The 20,008-nt window shown below is 66.1% G+C and carries 19 protein-coding genes and 1 pseudogene; 13 read left to right on the forward strand and 7 right to left on the reverse strand.

Annotated elements, in window-relative coordinates; all coding sequences use genetic code 11:
- Positions 1-85 precede the first annotated feature (85 nt).
- The 3 genes from ML01_RS25065 to ML01_RS25075 are packed head-to-tail and all read right to left on the reverse strand — an operon-like array spanning position 86 to position 4,709.
- On the reverse strand, positions 86-418 hold the full coding sequence (locus tag ML01_RS25065) for a DUF433 domain-containing protein (protein WP_162268106.1): 333 nt from the start codon (positions 416-418) through the stop codon (positions 86-88).
- A 50-nt stretch (positions 419-468) separates the two neighbouring features.
- Positions 469-3,624, reverse strand: coding sequence for an efflux RND transporter permease subunit (locus ML01_RS25070; protein ID WP_058558113.1), 3,156 nt, complete (start codon positions 3,622-3,624; stop codon positions 469-471).
- The gene (locus ML01_RS25075; RefSeq protein WP_058558114.1) at positions 3,621-4,709 is read right to left on the reverse strand and encodes an efflux RND transporter periplasmic adaptor subunit; all 1,089 of its coding nucleotides are present in this window, start codon (positions 4,707-4,709) and stop codon (positions 3,621-3,623) included. The genes ML01_RS25070 and ML01_RS25075 overlap by 4 nt, the downstream gene beginning before the upstream one ends.
- Before the next feature lie 450 nt (positions 4,710-5,159).
- Between ML01_RS25075 and ML01_RS25080 the strand changes: the two genes are divergently transcribed.
- Complete coding sequence (locus tag ML01_RS25080; protein ID WP_254045390.1) at positions 5,160-5,513, forward strand: helix-turn-helix transcriptional regulator; 354 nt, start codon at positions 5,160-5,162, stop codon at positions 5,511-5,513.
- A gap of 242 nt (positions 5,514-5,755) precedes the next feature.
- Here the strand turns inward: ML01_RS25080 and ML01_RS31145 are convergent, their stop codons facing one another.
- Complete coding sequence (locus ML01_RS31145) at positions 5,756-5,887, reverse strand: hypothetical protein (RefSeq protein WP_256363670.1); 132 nt, start codon at positions 5,885-5,887, stop codon at positions 5,756-5,758.
- A 525-nt stretch (positions 5,888-6,412) separates the two neighbouring features.
- Here ML01_RS31145 and ML01_RS28050 point away from each other — a divergent pair.
- The 3 genes from ML01_RS28050 (at position 6,413) to ML01_RS25095 (ending at position 8,929) form a co-directional block, all read left to right on the forward strand.
- Positions 6,413-6,874: a PIN domain protein gene (locus tag ML01_RS28050; RefSeq protein ID WP_082674663.1), complete on the forward strand. Its 462-nt coding sequence runs from the start codon at positions 6,413-6,415 to the stop codon at positions 6,872-6,874.
- 849 nt (positions 6,875-7,723) lie between these two features.
- The gene (locus ML01_RS25090) at positions 7,724-8,149 is read left to right on the forward strand and encodes a response regulator (protein WP_162268107.1); all 426 of its coding nucleotides are present in this window, start codon (positions 7,724-7,726) and stop codon (positions 8,147-8,149) included.
- A 552-nt stretch (positions 8,150-8,701) separates the two neighbouring features.
- Positions 8,702-8,929: a hypothetical protein gene (locus tag ML01_RS25095; protein ID WP_216819272.1), complete on the forward strand. Its 228-nt coding sequence runs from the start codon at positions 8,702-8,704 to the stop codon at positions 8,927-8,929.
- Between the two features lie 507 nt (positions 8,930-9,436).
- On the opposite strand, the pseudogene ML01_RS25100 reads toward ML01_RS25095, so the two are convergent.
- Positions 9,437-9,709: pseudogene (locus tag ML01_RS25100) on the reverse strand (ISNCY family transposase); the annotation flags it as partial.
- A 97-nt stretch (positions 9,710-9,806) separates the two neighbouring features.
- Between ML01_RS25100 and ML01_RS29390 the strand changes: the two are divergent.
- Positions 9,807-10,115, forward strand: a complete 309-nt coding sequence (locus tag ML01_RS29390; protein WP_156427992.1) for a hypothetical protein — start codon at positions 9,807-9,809, stop codon at positions 10,113-10,115.
- 614 nt (positions 10,116-10,729) lie between these two features.
- On the opposite strand, the gene ML01_RS25105 is transcribed toward ML01_RS29390, so the two are convergent.
- Positions 10,730-11,551, reverse strand: a complete 822-nt coding sequence (locus ML01_RS25105) for a pyruvate, water dikinase regulatory protein (protein WP_058558118.1) — start codon at positions 11,549-11,551, stop codon at positions 10,730-10,732.
- Between the two features lie 149 nt (positions 11,552-11,700).
- On the opposite strand from ML01_RS25105, the gene ML01_RS25110 reads away from it, so the two are divergent.
- Complete coding sequence (locus tag ML01_RS25110) at positions 11,701-12,165, forward strand: hypothetical protein (protein WP_058558119.1); 465 nt, start codon at positions 11,701-11,703, stop codon at positions 12,163-12,165.
- A 61-nt stretch (positions 12,166-12,226) separates the two neighbouring features.
- On the opposite strand, the gene ML01_RS25115 is transcribed toward ML01_RS25110, so the two are convergent.
- Complete coding sequence (locus tag ML01_RS25115; RefSeq protein WP_058558120.1) at positions 12,227-12,460, reverse strand: HypC/HybG/HupF family hydrogenase formation chaperone; 234 nt, start codon at positions 12,458-12,460, stop codon at positions 12,227-12,229.
- Between the two features lie 162 nt (positions 12,461-12,622).
- Here ML01_RS25115 and ML01_RS25120 point away from each other — a divergent pair, with 162 nt between their 5' ends.
- The 7 genes from ML01_RS25120 (at position 12,623) to ML01_RS29815 (ending at position 19,599) form a co-directional block, all read left to right on the forward strand.
- Positions 12,623-13,183 carry a hydrogenase maturation protease gene (locus ML01_RS25120; RefSeq protein WP_371258249.1) on the forward strand — a complete coding sequence of 187 codons (561 nt, stop codon included), beginning with the start codon at positions 12,623-12,625 and terminating at the stop codon, positions 13,181-13,183.
- 254 nt (positions 13,184-13,437) lie between these two features.
- Positions 13,438-13,875 carry a hydrogenase expression/formation C-terminal domain-containing protein gene (locus tag ML01_RS25125; protein WP_058558122.1) on the forward strand — a complete coding sequence of 146 codons (438 nt, stop codon included), beginning with the start codon at positions 13,438-13,440 and terminating at the stop codon, positions 13,873-13,875.
- 160 nt (positions 13,876-14,035) lie between these two features.
- Positions 14,036-15,172: a hydrogenase small subunit gene (locus ML01_RS25130; RefSeq protein WP_058558126.1), complete on the forward strand. Its 1,137-nt coding sequence runs from the start codon at positions 14,036-14,038 to the stop codon at positions 15,170-15,172.
- Positions 15,169-15,828: a hypothetical protein gene (locus ML01_RS25135; protein WP_058558123.1), complete on the forward strand. Its 660-nt coding sequence runs from the start codon at positions 15,169-15,171 to the stop codon at positions 15,826-15,828. Before ML01_RS25130 ends, ML01_RS25135 begins: the two co-directional genes overlap by 4 nt.
- A gap of 116 nt (positions 15,829-15,944) precedes the next feature.
- Positions 15,945-17,186: a (Fe-S)-binding protein gene (locus ML01_RS25140; RefSeq protein ID WP_058558127.1), complete on the forward strand. Its 1,242-nt coding sequence runs from the start codon at positions 15,945-15,947 to the stop codon at positions 17,184-17,186.
- 110 nt (positions 17,187-17,296) lie between these two features.
- Positions 17,297-19,045, forward strand: a complete 1,749-nt coding sequence (locus tag ML01_RS25145) for a nickel-dependent hydrogenase large subunit (protein ID WP_058558124.1) — start codon at positions 17,297-17,299, stop codon at positions 19,043-19,045.
- Between the two features lie 401 nt (positions 19,046-19,446).
- On the forward strand, positions 19,447-19,599 hold the full coding sequence (locus ML01_RS29815) for a hypothetical protein (RefSeq protein WP_162268108.1): 153 nt from the start codon (positions 19,447-19,449) through the stop codon (positions 19,597-19,599).
- The last annotated feature ends 409 nt before the right edge of the window (positions 19,600-20,008 follow it).

Consider the following 20,008-nt stretch of genomic DNA (forward strand, 5'->3'; position numbering starts at 1 on the left):
TAGTTCACAGGCTTCTCCACAAATGGTTGATCGAGACCCCCGGAGTCCCCTGCATCCGGACGATGCCGATACCGTCCGTGCGTGTCTACGTGTGGTTCAGGCGCTTGCGGATCTCGGCCGACGGCGAGCGACGCTCCGCATCGCATCGCGCCTCCGCAGAACGTTGACGGGCACGATCGAGATAGCCCTGGACGGCGTCGCGATGGCTAAGCACATAGCTCAGGGTTGCATAGATGTCCGGCAGTTCGAGCACGTCGTAGCGCAGGCCGATCTCTTCCGCACTGGCGCCTTGATCGAACAGGGAAACGACGCTTTCGAGGGTGACTCGCGTCCGGCCGACGCGGATCACGCCAGACGCATCCCGATGCAGGGGTGGCGCCTGCGGTTCCAGGGTGAGAGAAGTCAGTGCGGCAGTCATGGCTATCGAGCTCATCGCAGACATCGTGGCAACAGTTTGCAGCCCAAGCGTCAACCTGCCAAGCCCGTGGCGTCGTGCGCGGCATGTGCCTCCGGCACCGCCGCCTCCTCCCGCTCCAACCGCCGCGCCACGTCCCCCGGCGAGCCGGTGCGGCGGGCCAAGAGGTCGTAGGCCACCGGCACGACGAAGAGCGTGAACAGCGTCGCGGCGAGCACGCCGAACAGGATCACGGTGCCGATGACGGTGCGGGTTTCGGCGCCGGCGCCGGTGCTGAGCAGGAGCGGGATGGAGCCGGCGGCGGTGGTGATGCCGGTCATGACGATGGGGCGCAGGCGCACGTCGGCGGCTTCCAGCAGCGCGTCGCGGAAGGCCTTGCCCTCATCGCGGAGCTGGTTGGCGAACTCGACGATGAGGATGCCGTTCTTGGCCGACAGGCCCACCAGCATGATGAGCCCGATCTGGCTGTAGATGTTGAGCGTCTGCCCGGTGAGCCAGAGCCCGAGCAGCGCGCCGGCCATGGAGAGCGGCACCGTCAGCATAATGACCAGCGGATGCACCCAGGACTCGAACTGCGCGGCGAGCACCAGAAAGACGACGGCGACGCCGAGCAGGAACACGAACAGGATGCCGCCGCCGGAGCCGCGGAAGTCCTGCGATTGGCCCTTGTAGTCCACAACCGCCTGCTCGGGCAGATACTCGGCGACGAGACCGTCCAGGTAGGCCAGCGCATCGCCTAGGGCCAGATCCTCGGCCAGATTGGCCTCGATGGTGATGGCGCGCACGCGGTTGTAGCGGTTCAGGCTGCTGGAGTCCGCCGTCTCGCTGACGCGGACCAGGTTGGACAGCGGGATCAGCTCGCCGCTGCGCTCGGAGCGGACGTAGATGTTCTGCAGGCTCGCCGGGGTGCGCTGGGCGTCGCGCTCGCCCTCCAGGATCAGGTCGTACTCCTCGCCGGCGTCGATGTACGTCGTGACCTTGCGCGAGCCGAGCATGGTCTCCAGCGTGCGGCCGATGGTGCCGACCGTGACGCCCAAGTCCGCGGCGCGGTCGTAGTCGATGGCCACGCGCAGTTGCGGCTTGGTCTCCTTGTAGTCCCAATCGACGCCGACCAGGCCCGGGTTGGACTTGTCGATCTCGGCGACCAGGATGTCGCGCCAGGCGGCCAGTTCCTCATAGGTGCCGCCGCCGATGACGAACTGGAGCGGCTTCTGGATGCGCGCGCCGAAGCCCTGGCGCATCACCGGGAAGGCGCGCACGCCGGGCAGGTCCGCGAGCTTGGCGCGGATCTCCTCCATGACGGCCCAGGTCGGCCGGCGCTCGCCGAAGGGCGCCATGACCAGGATGACGATGCCGGTGTTGAAGCCCTCGCCGCCGCCGAAGCCGCGCGGCGTGCGCAGCAGCACGCGCGTCGCCTCACCGGACTCGGCATAGGGCAGGAGGCGCCGCTCGATCTCGTCCATGTACTCGGTCATGTAGCCGAAGGAGGCCCCTTCCGGGCCGTTCACGAGCAGAAAGAAGGCCCCGCGGTCCTCCTTCGGCGCATATTCCTGCGGGATCTGCTCGAACAGCCACCAGGCGCCGGCGGTGGTGCCGGCGAACAAGAGCACCACCAGCCACTTCTGGCGCAAGAAGAACCGCAGCAGCACGCCGTAGACCCGCCGCACGCCGCCGAAGAGCCGGTCCACAAAGCTGCTCATGCCCGCCTGGCGCCGCTCGCCGGGGTGCGCCTGCGGCAGGATCTTCGACGCCAGCATCGGCGCCAGCGTCAGCGCGAGAAAGGTCGAGAAGCTGACGGCCGCGGCCATGGTCAGCGCGAACTCCGTGAACAGCCGGCCCACATCGCCCTGCAGGAAGGCGATCGGCACGAACACGGCCACCAGCACCACCGTGGTGGCAATGACCGCGAAGCCCACCTGCCGGGTGCCGCGGTAGGCTGCCACCAGCCGCGTCTCGCCGTACTGCTCCATGCGCCGGTGGATGTTCTCCAGCACCACGATGGCGTCGTCCACCACCAGCCCGATGGCGAGCACCAGCGCGAGCAGGGTCAAGATGTTGACCGTGAAGCCGAGCGCGAGCAGCACCGTGAAGGTCGCGATCAGCGACACCGGCACGGTCACGGCCGGCACCAGCATCGCCCGCACGGAGCCCAGAAACAGAAAAATCACCAGCACCACCAAGCCGATGGCGATGGCGAGCGTCTTGTAGACCTCGCGGATCGCGTCCTTGACGAACACCGAGGTGTCGTAGGACTGCTTGATCTCCATGCCCTCGGGCAGGGTCGGGTTGATGCGCGCCATCTCGGCCCGGGCGCCGTCGGCCACCGCGATGGTGTTGGCCGTGGACTGCTTGACAATGCCGAGCCCGATCATCGGCACGCCGTTGCCGCGAAACACCGTCCGGTCCTCCTCGGTGCCGAGCTCCACGCGGGCGACATCGCCCAAGCGCACCAGGTGGCCGTCGTCGCCGCGGGCGATGACCAGGGCCGCGAACTGGTCCGGCGTCTCGAAGTTGCGCTCGGTGCGCACGCTGAACTGCCGCTGCACGGACTCGACGTTGCCGGCGGGCAGCTCGATGTTCTCGGCCCGCAGCGCCGACTCGATGTCGCTCACGGTCAGCCCGCGGGCGGCGAGCGCATTGCGGTCCAGCCACACGCGCATGGCATAGGTCTGGTCGCCGCCGATGCGCACGCGGGCGACGCCGTCGAGCACCGAGAAGCGATCTTCCAGATAGCGGCGGGCGTAGTCGGTCAGCTCCGGCACCGTCATCCGGTCGCTGACCAGATTCAGCCACATGATGACGTCTTCGTTGCTGTCCACCTTCTGGATGTCCGGCGGCTCCGCCTCCGTCGGCAACTGGTCCAGGATGCCCGACACCCGGTCGCGGATGTCGTTGGCGGCGCCGTCGATGTCGCGGCCGATGGCAAACTCAATAGTGATGGTGGAGCGCCCGTCCAGCGACACCGACTCGATGGTCTCGATGCCCTCCACACCCGCGATGCGGTCCTCGATGAGCTGCGTGATGCGCGTCTCCACCACATTGGCCGCGGCGCCCGGATAGGCCGTGTCCACCGACACCACCGGCGGGTCGATGTCCGGATACTCCCGCAGCGGCAGCCGGTCGAACGCCACCAGGCCGAAGGCCACGAGCAACAGCGACAGCACCGTTGCCAGCACCGGGCGGCGCACCGAGATGTCGGACAGGATCATCGTGCGGCCCCGGCGGCGGGCTGCTCGGCGGCAACGCTGTCCACCCGCTGCGCCAGCATCTCGGCCAGCGTGCGCGAGCCGTCGTCGACGGCCAGGATGCTCACCGGCTCGCCCGGCTTCGCCTTGTCCGCGCCGTGGGTGATGACGCGCTCGCCGGCCGTGAGTCCGGAGACGACCTCGACGAAGCCCGGCCGGCGCGCGCCGATCTGGACCTGGCGACGCTCCGGCAACGACTGGCCGTCGTCGCCCTCGCCCACGGCCAGCACGAAGTGCTCATTGCCCCGATGCAGCAGCGCGGACTCCGGAATCGCCAAGCCCCGGCGCGGGTTGCGCAGCAGCTCGACCCGCATCAAGAGCCCCGGGCGCAGCAGCCGGTCCGGGTTCGGCAGCAGGGCGCGCACCTGCACGGAGCGCGTCACCGGATCGACACGCGTATCGATGGCGGAGATCTCGCCGGTGAACATGCGCTCGCCGAGTGCCGGCGCCGCGGCCTCAATGGCCAGCCCGGGCGCGATCGACGGCAGAAACACGCTCGGCACGGAAAAGTCGAGCTTCATCACGCGGTCGTCGTCCAGCGTGGTGATGACATCGCCCGGCTCCACCAGCGCCCCGAGGCTGATATTGCGCAGCCCCACGACGCCGGCGAAGGGCGCCTTCACCAGCCGGTCCTTGAGCCGGGACTCGACGGCGACCAGCGACGCGCGGGCGGTATCGAGATCGCGCCGGCGCTCATCGAGCAGCGACACCGGCGCCGAGCCGGTTCTGGCCAGGGACTTGACCCGGTCGTACTGCTGCTCCGCCTCCGCGACCCGCGCCTGCACCTCTTCCAGCAGCGCCGTCTCCTCGCTGCTCGTCATCTTCACCAGCACATCGCCCGCGGCCACGCGCTGGCCGTCGTCGAAGTGGATCTCGGAGATGGTCTCCGTCACGTTCGCCGTCACCACCACGGACTCGTTCGCCCGCAGCGTGCCGAGCGCCTCGGTGCGATCGGTCCATTGCTCGGGCGCGGCCTCGGCGACGATGACACCCGGCGCGGCGGCGGCGACACAGGGCAGCAACAACAGCAGGATGATAAGCAAGCGCATGCGTGGGGGAGCTTCCTTCGGGGGTGGCATGGGTGGGGATTCGTCGCGCGAACGGGCCAAGCGCTTCCACGGCGTGTTCAACAGGTGTTTGAGACCGCCGACGGCGTGCGGGTTCCGCGACGGCCGCGACTCGGCCCGCGCGGCGCGACGGACCGCCGTGGTCGCCGCCGAGGCCTAAATGCTCCCGCGGCGCGGCACCGACAAGCGCGCGGCGCACGCGTCGAACAGCACCCTTTGAACGTCAACAGCCTAATCTTATCGCGTGCAGGCGCAACGCCGGTTGCAACAAGGGGGCTTTGCAGCCATCCTTGCGCCGCTACCGGAAACGTGTGTCCGTGGACGACCGGACCCCTGTTTCCGGGAGCACAACACAAGCGCGGTCGGCTAGGATGCGCCCACACGCCTCGGCAACCGCCAGGGCGCAACGAGCCATCGCAAAGAGCGATCGCAATGCAACACGGGGCGGATATGAACAAACCGGAAGAGGCGCTCAACCGCGCCATAGGCGCGCGGCTGCGAGCCGCACGCGAAGCCCGCGGACTCAGCTTGAGCCAGCTCGGCGAGCTGACCGGCGGCAACTACAGTAAATCCCGCATCAGCAACTACGAGCAGGGCGTGCGTCGCATCAGCCTGGAGGGTGCGCATGCGCTGGCGGAGGCCCTGGGCAACGTCACGGCAGCGCACGTGCTCTGCCTGGACGACCAGTGCGCCGCCAACGCCGAGGAGCTCGACTTGCTCAAGGCCTATCGCGCCATGGACGCGGACAAGCGCGACCAACTGCTGTCGTCGGCCAAGGGCGGCTGACGCGAACCGGCACCGCGGCTCGGATGCCGCGGGCGCCGACCTGCGCACAAGCCGCATGCGGCTGTCGCCTTCGATTTCGAGCGCGCGAAATGCTTGCGGATAAGGCAAGTTTTACGACGAGACCTGAGAGCAAAGGGCCAAGGGAGCGCTCCTCGGCCCTCGGCCCTCGTTCCTCGGCGCTCGTTCCTTTGATCAACTTGCGCCAACGAGCGGGCTGCGCACGAAGCTAGCCCATGGAGAAGCTAGCCCATGGAGTGGAACCCGATGGTATTACCCTCGGTATCCCTGGCCAGGGCGATGAAGCCGTACTGGCCGATGGACATCTTCTCCTGCAGCACGCTGCCGCCGTGCTCCGCCACGCGTGCGGCCTCCACGGCGCAGTCCTCCGCGTTGAAATAGACCAGCGAGGAAAACGGGGACAGACCACCATTAATTCGCTAGGCCAGATTATTGCCCAACGAATAAGGTTAGATCGCGCGAGCGAAGCGAGCCGCGATCTGAACCGGTCGTTGGACGAGCCCGGGGTCGAGGAATCGCGGGGAGGGCATAGAAAACATCTTCCATGAAGCCGGTGATGCGCCGGCCGCGGGGATCCGCGGCCGGCGCACCACCGGCTTTCTTCGTCGCCGTTGCGGCGACGGCGGCAGGCCGAAGCGGGGATCGCGCGCCGTTTGGCCCGTATTCGGAATTCGAGGACAGTTTACTTAATTCCGGAGTCCGTGCGACCCGGATAGAATGAGGAGTCGCCCAACCAGCGGAGCAGCCCAACGACGCGCGTCGTCGCGGTCTGCTATGCTTACTGAGTCGTCAACTTGCCAGCCATCTGTTACATCTGCGCTCAACGGGGCCGGCTCGGCTCCGCGGAGGGTAACGCAGCAGTCACGAGTTCATGAGTAGCCATGAGGCGTAGGATTTACACCGACACTTCCGCGGTAGGCGGCTGCTTCGATGTCGAATTCGAGCACGGATCGATCCCGCTTTTTGATGCCTTTCGCTCAGGCGCCGCAGTTCTCGTCGTTTCCGATCTTACTCTGGCCGAGTTGGAGGCGGCACCAGAGCCGGTTCGTGACGTACTGCTATCCGTACCTGTGGAACACATCGAGTTTGTGAGCTTTTCTGAAGAGGCTGCGCACTTATCGGAAGCCTATTTGAACGAAGGTGTTGTTGCCAGGAAGAGCAGAATAGACGCACAACATATTGCAACTGCTACGATCTGTCGTGCCGACGTTCTTGTAAGCTGGAACTTCAAGCACATTGTAAATCTTGAGCGTATCCATGGATATAACTCTGTGAACCTGCGACTTGGGTATCCAATGCTTGAGATCCGATCACCGATGGAGGTGCTGAATTATGACGATTAATGCTGTCGAGTTGATGCGGGGCGCTCGAGACAAGATCTGTCACGATACAGAAGGCATGTCTTGGACCGCGGAACAAGCATACCTCGCATCTCATCGCGCTTGGCTTGAGGCACTACGGAAGGAAGAGCCCAACAACAGCGCCACGTCCGACCGCGTGCTGGCTGGTCGTGAGATCCGGGGACAGATCGACAGATCCGGGGACCAGATCCGGGAACAGTTTACTTAAATGACCGGGGCCGCCGAGCAGTAGAAGAGAAGACATTGTGTAGCGTGCCCTCAAGCTAGGTAGTTCAATCTGACCCGTTTCGCCTTGTTGCGGCTCACGCAGTTTTCTTGCGTCGCATATTGCTCGATCTTTGCTCTGAAAAACAGTGTCTTACGCAGTTTCGCGAGCCACCCTACCGGCACAGAACTGTGGGACCGAAAAGTGCGTGAACAGGGCGAAATTGAACAGCCTACCCTCAAGCTCCGAGGCCAAACTGCGGCCTTCGCTCTCGCTCAGGCCGCAGTACGCCGCAGGCTATGGTTGACGGTTCACGTTATGCAGCAATTGAGGGCCTCCGCTTGCCGTGACAACCACCATAGATTGGTCTGTCGAGAACGACGCGATGAATCTAGGCTTTGAGGCCGCAAGACAAGCCCAGCTTGCATTCAACGTAGATTATGTCCCCGTTCAGTTCAGTTATCGACGCCGGATAGACTTTATCTCGTTGCCCAATCCCATGCATGACAAGCGGGGCGTGCCGTCCGCCCGTTTCCGCGCCTTCGCGTCACTTTCGACGCGGCAACGCGCGGCGGGCCTGCGTTGACGTTGGGCGCAGAAGGAGAGATTTCTCTAGAGGTATGGCCATGCACGATCCCCTTGTTCTCGTTGTAAACGACAACCTCGTCGCGAACCGGGTCAACTGCGTGATGTTGCGCAAACGGGGCTACGAGGTGGCCGTAGCCATGGACGGGCGGGAAGCGGTCGAGAGTTGCCTCCGATGTCCACCAGTTGCCGTGGTGATGGACATCGATATGCCCGTCATGGACGGACTCGCAGCGGCAGCGGAGTTGAGGCGTCTTCATGCAGAGGGTGCCTTGCCGTACATCGCAATCGTGGGGACCAGTGCGTCGATGAGCGAAGAGCGCTCCGCCCTGTGCCGTGACGTCGGAATGCTGCATACCCTATTGAAGCCGGTCACCTACGATACGCTTTGTTCAGCAGTGGACTCGGCCGTTGCAGTGGCGTTGCCGCATCGCGCATGTGGGGGAGACGAGCGGGGCCCGGTCTGAGATCCGCCGGCAAACGAAATTACGGTGCCAGTTTACTAAATGCGCTTAATACACCGCACAAGGCCGGGGTCACTGCGGCCTGGCAAGGCCGCGTGTTCCAGCGGGTGCGGCTCCCGCCTCGGTAATCGTGAGCCGCGAGCCCAGTATCGAGCCTGCGGCGCGACTGGTAACAGGCGCGTCGATGCTTGGGCTGATAAGCAGGCGAGGTGCAAAGGCAACGGATGCCGACCCTGAAGGTGTTAAGCCCCGAAAAGTTTGGTTGGTGAGTGCCGGCGGTTTTGACCCGCCGGTAGGCAACAATCCGTGTCGCGCCACGGCGAGCGGCACGGATACTCCCCGGGGTCCGAGGCCGTGTCGAGCCTGACCGTGTGGAGCCTGAGATCGAGAACACGCGGTAACCAGGGAGATCCGCGCATCGGTCCGCGGGAAGCGGGCACCCGCGAACAAGTGTAAACTGCGGCGGCGGGTTCGCGCGTGGCCGCAGTTCGGCGCGGGCTGCGGTTAACGTTGTCCGAGTGAGCCACTTGACAAATCCCGGAAGGTCAATAGCGTATGGCTATGAATCCTGTTCACGAAATTGAATTGGCGATCCGGCAGCTCCCTGCGGAGGAAAGGAACTCTTTGGTTCTGAGGATCAACGATATCTACTGGGATGCTTGGGATCTGCAACTGGAGAGTGACTTCGCCGCCGGCCGGCTGGATGATCTGATCGCCGAAGCGGAGGAAGACATTGCGGAAGGCAAGGTGAAGCCACTAGATGAGATCCTACGCGACTCCTAAGTTTTGGTCTGCTTTCCGGCGTCTTCCCCAAGAGGAGAAGGAGAGAGCAAAGAAGCAATACCGTACGTGGCAGAAGGATCCGTGGCATCCGTCACTGCACTTTAAGAAGGTTGGCGGTCGTCTGTGGTCAGCCCGTGTAAGTGAAAGTATCGCGCCCTTGCACTTGAGAAAGCAGGGGAATTCCATTGGTTCTGGATTGGACACCACCGGGAATACGAGAAGGCCCTCAAAGGGAAATAGGAGAATTACGGTGACAATTAGACAATTACGACAATTGACAATTGACAGCTCGGACAATGACAATTCAATTACTCATAATTAGTGCCTGACAGAAAACTCGCTTTTCCGCCCGGAATCGCCATTCACGCAGCGTGAAGCCGTGCGATTTTGTCCATTGGTGGGTTGATCGCCTGGGTCGCAGGCTGGGTAATGCGCACCGCTCTCATTAATGCCGTTTTCGGGGCGGACCAATCCCCGGGCGGCGCGTCCACTCTGCTGGATTGGGGCTCAGGCAGCGCGCCGTCGTCCTCGCTCTTCGGCTGCGGCGTCGCGCTCCAGCAAGATGGCGCCGAGGCGATGCAGATTGCGCCCGAGCACCGCCAGCGCGACATAGCGCTTGAAGCCGTCGATGCCGTGATCAGGACAGCGATCCAAGCCGTGCGCCTCCAGCGCATTGATGGCGGACTCGACCGCGGAGTGGCGGCGGCGCAGGCGGATGAATTCGGGATTGCTTTCGCGTGCCGCTTCGGCTTGATTGCACTTGCCCTTTCTCGGCAGCAAGGTTAGATCGCGCGAGCGAAGCGAGCCGCGATCTGAACCGGTCGTTGGACGAGCCCGGGGTCGAGGAATCACGGGGAGGGCATAGAAAACATCTTCCATGAAGCCGGTGGTGCGCCGGCCGCGGGGACCCGCGGCCGGCGCACCACCGGCTTTCTTCGTCGCCGTTGCGGCGACGGCGGCAGGCCGAAGCGGGGATCGCGCGCCGTTTGGCCCGAATTCGAGCCGAGCGCGGTCCTCGGCCTGCGGCAGCCGAAAACCGAGTGGTCAGATTGTCGGCGGCGGCTACATCACCGGCGCCTCGGCTGCGGCGAGCGGCTGCGGCGGCGATGCGCTGGAGTGCGGACGCGGCGGCATGCCGGTTCGCACGATGCGCATCGGCGCACCGCAGCAGCGGCAACGCAGTTGAGGGAATACCGGGGACAGGGAATACCGGGGACAGACCACGTCTACCAACTCAGCCGCGGAACAAGGGTCAGCGCGAAATAGAGGTTCAGCGCCTGAGGTATCCCCGAAAATCGGCCTGGACAGCGAGCCGTCGCGGACTGGGAGCGCCGGCTTTTAGCCGGCTTCGCGCGCCGGGGGCTCGATGCCCCCGGCGCGCGATCGACTGCGCTGGAGCAGGGCGACTGCCCATGCCGCGCCGCCGGGCGGGCGACTGCGCTGGTGCCGTTGTGCCAGCCTAGGCGACGCCGACGCGGCATCGAGCCGCGACGGCGCCGAGCCGGCTGGAAAGCCGGCGCTCCCAGTCAATCGCGCGTCGGCGAGACGGCTGGGATTCCGGCCCCGATTTCAGGTCGGAAGGATGCAGTAAGCCGCTGCTTTTTGGATATCTAACACACGGGGATAATGCGCCTGTCATCATCAGCCCCGGCTTCGAGGCGCAACACCGCTGGAGCGGTGTCGCGAGCGGGCGTCGCTCTGACCCGTGTCGGCCGGGAGGTCGACACTCCGGCCGACCGCGAGCATGGACGGCGCGCCTACGTCAGTCGGCCTCGCCAAGGAGCCCGAGATCGAGCGGATTCAAGCCGCCGTGCCGTTCGGCGACTTCACCGCGCGCAGGATCTGCGCTGCGATCTCTTCGATGGACTGGTTGGTGGTGTTGAGCACCGGGATGCCGTGGCGCTTGAACATGTTCTGCGCCTCGCGGATGTCGTGGATGCAGCGCTCGGCGGAGGCGTAGGCGCTGCCGCGGCGGCGCTCTTCGCGGATGGCCTGCAGGCGCTGGGGGTCGATGGTGAGGCCAAAGACGTGGGCCTTGGCCGCGACGACCTCGGGCGGCAGGTCGCCTGTCTCGAAGTCTTCTTCGGTGATGGGATGGTTGGCAGCGCGCAGCCCGTAGTGCATAGCCAGGTACAGGCAGGTGGGCGTCTTGCCGCTGCGCGAGACGCCGGCGAGGACGACGTCGGCGTGGCGGAAGTTGTCGGGGCGCACGCCGTCGTCGTTGGCCATCGCGAAGTTGATGGCGTCGATGCGCTTTGTGTACATGCTCGGCTTGATGATGGCGTGACTGCGGCCGGACTTGCGGCTCGGCGGCACGCCGAGCTCGGCGCTCAGCGGCTCCACGTAGTGCTCGAAGAGCTCTTGGTAGAAACAGTTGCCCTGCCGGAGGATGTCGGCGATGTCGCGGTCGAGCATGGTCGCGAACACGACGGGCCGGGCACCGTCGCGGGCGTAGGCCTCGTCCATGCGCTGGCAGAGCGCGCGGGCGCGGGCCTCGGTGTTGATGTAGGGCATATAGATCTGCTCGAAGTCGACGGTGTCGAACTGCGACAACAGGCTGTGGCCCATGGCCTCGGCGGTGATGCCGGTGCTCTCGGAGACGAAGTAGACGGTGCGTTTCATCGGTCGGCGTCGGCGCGGGTTGGTTGTCGTTGCGTGAAGCCTGCACCCGGCGGGCCTTGGGCATCCTGATTCATATCATTGCGACTTCCCGCAAACCCGGAGGATAGTAGCGGAGTATCATCAGTTGCGGCACGACCGGAGTTTGGACCATGCCCAGTATCAGCACCGACCAAGACCTGCGCACCCTGCTCAACAAGCTGCCGGCGGAGCAGCAACGCATCATCGGCGCTCGCTTCGCGCAGAGCATGCTGCATCTCAGCCGCGACGAGCGCGTGAATCGCGCCATCGACACGGCGCTGCGCGCCGACGCCACGGCCGGGGAGCTGGAAGACGCCTACCGCGCCGCCAAGGCCTACGCCACCAAGACCTACACCGACTGTGGCAAGGACACGGACTGGCTTGCCCAAGCCGACCACTTTGTCGCCGCAGCCATCGCCGCCGCGCTGACGCCGGACGCGCTGCTCACCGAAAAGACCAATCGCGCCTGGAAGGCCGCGATGCAGGCGCGTATGGCCAACAACTGCGAGCTGGTCGAGAACGACGCCGATGCGCACACCGACGAGGTGCAGCGCCAGTACGCCATTGCCGATGAGTTTCTGCACGCCGCGGGCTGACGCCACGCGAGCGGGCGCGAAGGCACCGCGCCCGCTGCCGCCGCCGCCGCCGGGCACGGGCTCAGCCGCCCTGCCCGGCCGACAGCATCTCGTCGTACAGCGCCCAGGCCTCCGCGGCGCGCGCGGCGTCAATGCGCTCAATGGCATGACCCAGATGCACGACCACGTAGTCGCCCACCGCGACCTCGTCCGGTCCAAGCAGCAGGAGCGTCGCATCGCGCTCCGCACCCTTGGCCTCGCAGCGCGCCACCATGCCGTTGATGGCGATGATCTGCATCGGGATGCCGATGCACATGGTCGGATCTCCTCAAGTGCTTGCAGATTCACCCGCTCGTTGTCGCAAGTGAGCCAGGGGCCAAGGGCGAAGGGCGAAGGAGCGATCCTCGGCCCTTCGCCCTCGGTCCTCGGAGTCTGAACCCGCCGCACCCGGCCGACAACCACTAAGGGCCTTCTCCCTGTGATTGATCAATCCAATCCTCCCCGTGACGCCGACGTCGACGGCGCCGAGCCCGGGCCTGCCCCGCTGTCTGACGCAGACGCCGCGGTGCCGACGACGCTGATCCTCGGCCTCGGCAACGTTCTACTCACCGACGAGGCCGTCGGCGCCGCGGTGCTGGCGGCGCTGGAACCCCTCGCCACCGCGGACCCGGACCTGCTGCTGCTCGACGGCGGCACGCTCAGCTTCACCCTCGCCGGCCCCATTGCCGAAGCGGCGCGGCTCATCGTCGTCGATGCTGCCCGCATGGACCAGCCGCCCGGCAGCGTGCGGGTGCTGGAAGGCGCGGCGATGGATGCGCAGCTCTCCAAGCACGCGAACAACGTGCACGAGGTGAGCCTGTCGGACCTGTTCGACATCGCCCGGCTCACCGACAGCCTGCCGGCCCGCCGCGCGCTTGTCGGCATCGAGCCCGAGCGCGTGGACTGGGGCAGCGAGCTGACGCCGGCGGTAGCCGCGGCCGTGCCGGCGGCCGTGGCGCAGATCCAAGATCTGCTCGCGCGCTGGCGGGCCGAGACCTGAGCGCGGGCGCGACAGGGCCGCAGGCCGGCACGCGGCGGGCGCAGCAGGGGCCGAGGGCCAAGGGCCAAGGGCCGAGGAGGAGTCGTTCCCCCTTGGCCCTTGGCCCTTGGCCCTTCCGCCCTTCCGCCCTTCCGCCCTTCCGCCCTTCCGCCCAGTTGCGAAATCTTAAGGCGCGCGTCCAACAAGTGCGGTGGGTCAAATCGTCGCGCATAAGATAAGTCTAAAATTATCAACAAGTGATATCGGAGGCTGCTGTGGCATCCATCGGCGACATCCCCGTCCGCGTCGAAGGCGTTGCGTCGGCGCAGGAGCTCGGCAATGCCTGGCCGATCCTGAGCGAGATCCGCCACGCGCTGGCCCGGCTCATCGAGACCGGTGAACCGACGCAGATCGATCTCAGCGCCATGCCCTTCGGCCCCGGCGACGAGGCGCGGCTGCTGTCGCTGCTCGGCACCGGCGAGGTCACTGCCACCGTGGACGCGCTGGGTCCGTCCCAGATCCGCGAGACCGCCTTCCGCGGCGTCTGGGTCGTCGAATACCAGAGCACAGAGGCGCAGCGCGTCGCGCTGCACATCGAGATCGACACGGTGCCACAGCTCCTGCGCACACACCCGGACGACCTCGCCGACGGCTTGGCCGCCCTCGACGAGCGCCTCGCCGCGGGCGAGCAACGCGACCGCTTCGACGCCTGACCGCGGGCGTCGGCGGAGCCCCTCGGCTCCGCCCGGGCGTGCTCAGGGTCATCGTCGCAGGGGCGCACAGCACTCGAAGCCGGGGCTCGGCCGGACGCCGACTCCGAATTTCCGGAACCCGGCAAACGGACTGCCACCAGCTAGAACCGAGAGGACGATGATGGCCCCATCGAATCCACAATGGCCCAACCCACGTCCCGCAGCGGCACACCGAACCCTAGGCGAGAGCCTGCGGCGCAACGGCGTGTCCCGACGCGGCTTTCTGAAATTTTGCGCGGCCACTGCCAGCATGATGGCGCTGCCGCCGAGCATGGCCCCGGCCATCGCCCAAGCGCTGGAGCGCGCGCGGCGCCCGTCCGTGATCTGGCTGTCGTTCCAGGAATGCACTGGCTGCACCGAGTCGCTCACCCGGAGCTTCTCGCCGACGGTCGAGAACCTGATCCTCGACACCATCAGCCTGGACTATCACCACACGCTGCAGGCCGCCGCCGGCGAGGCCGCCGAGCACGCCCGCGAAACGGCGATGCGCGAGAACGCCGGCGAGTATCTGGTGGTGGTGGACGGCTCCCTGCCCGGCCTGGGCGCGAACCCCGGCTACAGCACCATCGCCGGCATCAGCAACTACGACATGCTGATGGACACGGTGGCGGACGCTGCCGCGGTGATCGCCGTGGGCACCTGCGCGGCCTTCGGCGGCCTGCCGAAGGCCGATCCGAACCCGTCCGGCGCCGTTGCCGTACAGGACCTCGTCAAGGATAAGCCGGTCATCAACGTCTCCGGCTGTCCGCCGCTGCCTATGGTCATTACCGGCGTACTGGCGCAGTACCTGACCTTCGGCAAGCTGCCGGAGCTGGATGAATACAACCGCCCGCTCGCCTTCTTCGGCCAGTCCATCCACGACCGCTGCTACCGCCGCCCGTTCTACGACAAGGGCCTGTTCGCGGAGACCTTCGACGACGAGGGCGCGACCAAGGGCTGGTGCCTGTACCGCCTCGGCTGCAAGGGGCCGATGACCTACAACGCCTGCGCCACCATGAAGTGGAACGGCGGCACAAGCTGGCCGGTTGAGGCCGGCGCGCCCTGCCTGGGCTGCTCCGAACCGGACTTCTGGGACGCCGGCGGCTTCTACGATGCGCTGTCGGTGCCGCCCGGCAACACCGGCGACACGCTGATGATGGCCGGCGTCGTCGGCGCCGCCGCGGGCATCGGAGCCGGGCTCGCCGGTCGCAAGCTGGCCAAGTCCGCGGGGAGCGACCACAAGACGGTCACCGTCGACGAACTGGAGCAGAAGCTATGACCTCCATGGACTTCCTGATGCTGACCAAGGGGCCGCTGTTCCAGCTCGCCGTTGCGATCTTCGCCATCGGCATGCTGGCGCGCATGATCGAGATCTTCGCGCTCGGCCGCGCGCACAACTACGCCGCCCCGCGCGGCAGCGCCATGGCAGGCGGACTACGCACCATGTACAAGCGCTTCCACACCGACCCCGGCACCTTCAAGGCGGCGCCCTTCGATGTGGTGGTGGGCACCATCTGGCACATCGGCTTCATCGTCGCGCTGTTGCTGTTCATTCCGCACGTGGAGCTGATCAAGTCCACCTTCGGCATCGCTTGGCCGGCGCTGCCGAATCCGGTGGTGGACGCCGTCACGGCGATTACCATCCTGGGCCTGCTTGCGGCGCTGGTGCATCGGCTGTCGCACCCGGTAAAGCGCTTTCTATCGACCACCGAGGACTATTTGATCTGGGGCGTGACCTTCCTGGTGATGCTGACCGGCTATCTCGCCTACAACCGGCTCATCAACCCCTATCCGCTGGCACTCGGCATTCACATCCTCGCGGCGGAGATCTTTTTGATCGTGCTGCCCTTCACCAAGCTCACACATATCTTCACGGCCTTTGTGGCGCGCTATTACAACGGCGCCATTTTCGGCCGCAAGGGGGTGCAGTCATGACCGAAGCCGTTTTGACACGCGACACCGGCGCCGTAGAGACGCCCCTGGAGACGCCCCTGGAGACGCCCGTCGAGAGCTTCTCACTCGCGCGTGGCCTGCAGGCGCTCCGCGAGGAGATGGACGCGCCGGTCGCGTCGTTCTTCTCAAGCTGCGTCCATTGCGGAATCTGCGCCACGGCCTGCCCGTTCTACGTGGAGACCGGCGACCCGAAGTACACGCCGATCCACAAGCTGGAGCCCATGCGCATCCTGTGGGAGAACGAATTCACCCTGTGGGGCCGGATCAAAACCAAGCTCGGCTGGGACAAGAAGGTCACGGACGAGATGCTCGCCGAATGGGAGCCGCTGCTCTATGACTCCTGCAGCATGTGCGGGCGCTGCTCCATGGTCTGCCCCGTCGGCAACGACATCCAGTACATGATCCGCAAGGCCCGCGAGGGCATGGTGGCCAGCGGGCATGCGCCGGAAGGACTCGTCGCCGCCTCGGTGCGCGCGGTGAAGACCGGCAGCCCCATGGGTCTGCAATGGAAGACGCTGGACGTGCAGATCAAGCACGTCGAGACCTCCAGCGGGCTCGAGGTGCCCATCGACAAGCAGGGCGCGGATTACCTCGTGCTGCTGTCCTCCATGGAGATCATCAACTTCCCGGAATACCTGGAAGCCATCACCAAGATCTTTGCCCATGCCGGTGTCAGTTGGACGCTGAGCCAACAGTGCTTCGAGGCCACCAACGCCGGCATCCAGATCGGCTCTAAGGACATCGCCGCGGCGTTGGTGCAGCGGGTGGTAGACGCGGCGGCGGCGCTCGGCGTCAAGAACGTCATCAGCCCCGAATGCGGCCACGCCTACACGGCCATTCGCTGGGAGGGCCCGAACGCCATCAAGCGCGCCTATCCGTTCAAGGTCTTTCACATCATCGAGGTGTTGGACCAGCTACGCGCCGAGGGCCGCATCAAGACCGAGGGCAAGGAGGACGATCGCCTCTCGCTGCACGACCCCTGCAACCTCGCCCGCAAGAGCGGCGTGATTCAGCAGCAGCGCAATCTCATGGACCTGGTCGCCGAGAACTTCGTGGATCTCAAGGAGCACGGCAAGTACCAGTGGTGCTGCGGTGCCGGCGGCGGCGTGTCGTCCAACGAGCGCGCCGAGGAGCTCAAGATGGCCGCCTTCAAGAAGAAGAAGGCGCAGATCGAAGAGGTCTCGCCCGACCGCATGGTGACCATGTGCGCCACGTGCCGGACGCAGCTCGAAGAGGGCCTGGAGGAATACACCATGGACATCCCCGTCGTCGGGCTGACCGAGCTCATTGCGGAGCATCTGGTGGAGAGTGACGAGGAGCGAGGCGTGAGAGGCGAGTAGTCGCGCGCCGCCGGCCCGGCCGGCGGCCGTGCTCGCAACGAGCCCCGCACAGAACACGGTGCCTGCGGGCACCATTTTGAGACTCGCAACTCGCAACTCGGAACAGACCAATGAACGAACGTGTCGTCGTCGACCCCATCACCCGCATCGAGGGCCACCTGCGCATCGAGGCCGAAATGGACGGCCCGAACATCGCGGCAGCCTATTCCTCCGGCACCATGGTGCGCGGCATCGAGACCATCCTGAAGGGCCGCGACCCGCGCGACGCCTGGGCCTACGTGCAGCGCATCTGCGGCGTTTGCACGCTGGTGCACGGCCTGGCCTCCGTGCGCGCCGTGGAGGACGCGCTGAAGGTGGAGATTCCGCCGAACGCGCAGTTGGTGCGCAACCTGATGATCGGCGCCCAGTACATCCACGACCACGTGATGCACTTCTATCACCTGCACGCGCTCGACTGGGTGGACGTGGTCTCGGCGCTCTCCGCGGACCCGGCCGCCACGTCGCAGCTCGCGCAGAGCATCAGCAGTTGGCCCAAGTCCTCGCCCGGTTACTTTAGCGACGTGCAGAAGCGCATCGGCAACTTCGTCGAGTCCGGGCAGCTCGGCATCTTCGCGAACGGCTATTGGGGCCATCCCGCCTACAAGCTGCCGCCGGAGGCCAACCTGATGGCCGTCGCGCATTACCTGGAGGCGCTCGGCTGGCAGCGCGAGGTGGCCAAGCTGCATGCGATCTTCGGCGGCAAGAATCCGCATCCGAACTTCGTCGTGGGCGGCGTGCCCTCGCCGATCAATCTGAATTCGGACTCCGCCATCAACTCCAAGAAGCTGGCGCAGGTGCAGGACCTGATTCGGCTGATGCAGAGCTTCGTCGCGCAGGTGTATGTCCCGGATACCATCGCCATCGCGAGCTTCTACAAGGACTGGGGCGAGCGCGGCGAGGGCCTGGGCAATTTCCTGTGCTATGGCGACCTGCCGATCTCCGGCGGGTCCCTGAGCGACACATCAGACTTTTTGTTCCCGCGCGGGGCCATCCTGAACCGCGACTTGAGCAACATCCAGCCGGTGGACCTGCACGCGGACGGCGAGATTCAGGAGTTCATTTCCCACTCCTGGTATCGCTACAAGGCCGGCAGCGACGCGGGGCTGCACCCCTACCAGGGCGAGACCAGGCTGGAGTACGACAAGCGCGGCGGCGTGAGGCCCCCTTATAAGCAGTTGGACGTCGCCGACGGCTATTCCTGGCTCAAGTCACCGCGCTGGCACAGCCACTCCGTGGAGGTCGGCCCCCTCGCGCGCATGCTGCTCTTGTACGCGGACACCAGCGCCAAGGCCCATGCCCAGGCCAAGGAGCTGGTGGACTCGACGCTGGCCACGCTGGGCTTGCCGGTGCAGGCGCTGTTCTCGACCCTCGGGCGCACCGCCGCGCGCACGCTGGAGAGCCAGATCGTCGCGGACGCGATGCAGGGCTGGTACGACCAGCTCATCGCCAACGTCAAGGCCGGCGACACCAAGACCTTCGCGGAGGCGCTGTGGGAGCCCGCGAGCTGGCCCAAGCAAGCCCAAGGCGCGGGCATCATGGAGGCACCCCGCGGCGCGCTCGGGCACTGGATCGTCATCGAGGACGAGCGCATCGCCAACTATCAGGCCGTGGTGCCATCCACCTGGAATGCCGGCCCGCGCGACCCGCAAGGCGTGCCCGGCGCCTACGAGGCGGCGCTCGCGCACAATACGCAACTGCACGACCCGAAGCAGCCCATCGAGATCTTGCGCACCATCCACTCCTTCGACCCCTGCATCGCCTGCGCGGTGCACCTGTCGGACCCGGAGACGGGCGAGGCCATCGAGATCAAGGTGAGCTGAGCGGCCGGCGCCCCGGCCGGCGGCGGGGTTGCGCCGTCGGCCGATGTGTTGGGGAACGGGCCGCGCTGCGGCCCGGCTCGTTTTATGCGGACGCGCCGCGCGATGCAGCGCCTCCTGCACACCTCAACCAAAACTGTGGTTTTCATGAATATCTCCGCTGCTTTTCCCTTAATCTGTGCGGTCCGTCGCGCCCCGCGGCATCGCCGTGGCCTAGCCTGGGGGCGAAGGGATTGACGTGACGATTGCGGCCTGCCTCGGATTGCCGGGCCTGCTTGCAGGGCTTGTCGCAAGGCCCTTGCATCCGGTCCTCCGCGCTTGGCCGCGCAGCAGCTCGCCCCGTCGACCATGCCGCACGCCAGCACCCTTCCGAGGGCGGCGGCACACAGCAGCGGGAGAGAACGATGACAGCCCTGGCACTTTGGTTCGGTTGCCTCACCACCTCAGCCTTCCTCTACGGCGTCGCGGTCGGCGTTTGGATGACGCCGGTGCCGGCCTGGGCGTGGGTGCCGCAACGCGCATCGAGCGACTTGTTGCCGACAGTGCCGAGGCGCTGAGCGGCGGCACGCCCTGATCGCTGTCGCGACCGGCGCCCGCGATCCTCAGCGTGTTCTGGTGCCGAGGCTCTGCCTCGGCACCTGCTTTGCCGGCTCCGCCGGCCGGAAGCCTATCGGGCGGCAGAGCCGCGAAGAGGCGTACCGAGGCGGAAGGGCCGAGGGCCAAGGGAGCGCTCCACGGCCCTCGGCCCTCGGCCCTTTGATTCACTTGCGCCAACGAGCGGGCCGCGCAAGACGCGCGCTGGTGTTGACTGGAGTGTTGACCTCCAGGTCAACACGGCGTCCGAGCGCGATGTGATCTCGCGAGCGCGGAGCCGACCTGGAGGTCGGCTCTCCGGCCCGGCTCCGGCTCGGCTCCGGCTCGGCTCGCCATCTGCGCCAACGAGCGGGCTGCGCAAGACGCCGCTCT

The sequence above is a fragment of the Thiohalocapsa sp. ML1 genome, from assembly GCF_001469165.1.
Taxonomy (GTDB): Bacteria; Pseudomonadota; Gammaproteobacteria; order Chromatiales; family Chromatiaceae; genus Thiohalocapsa.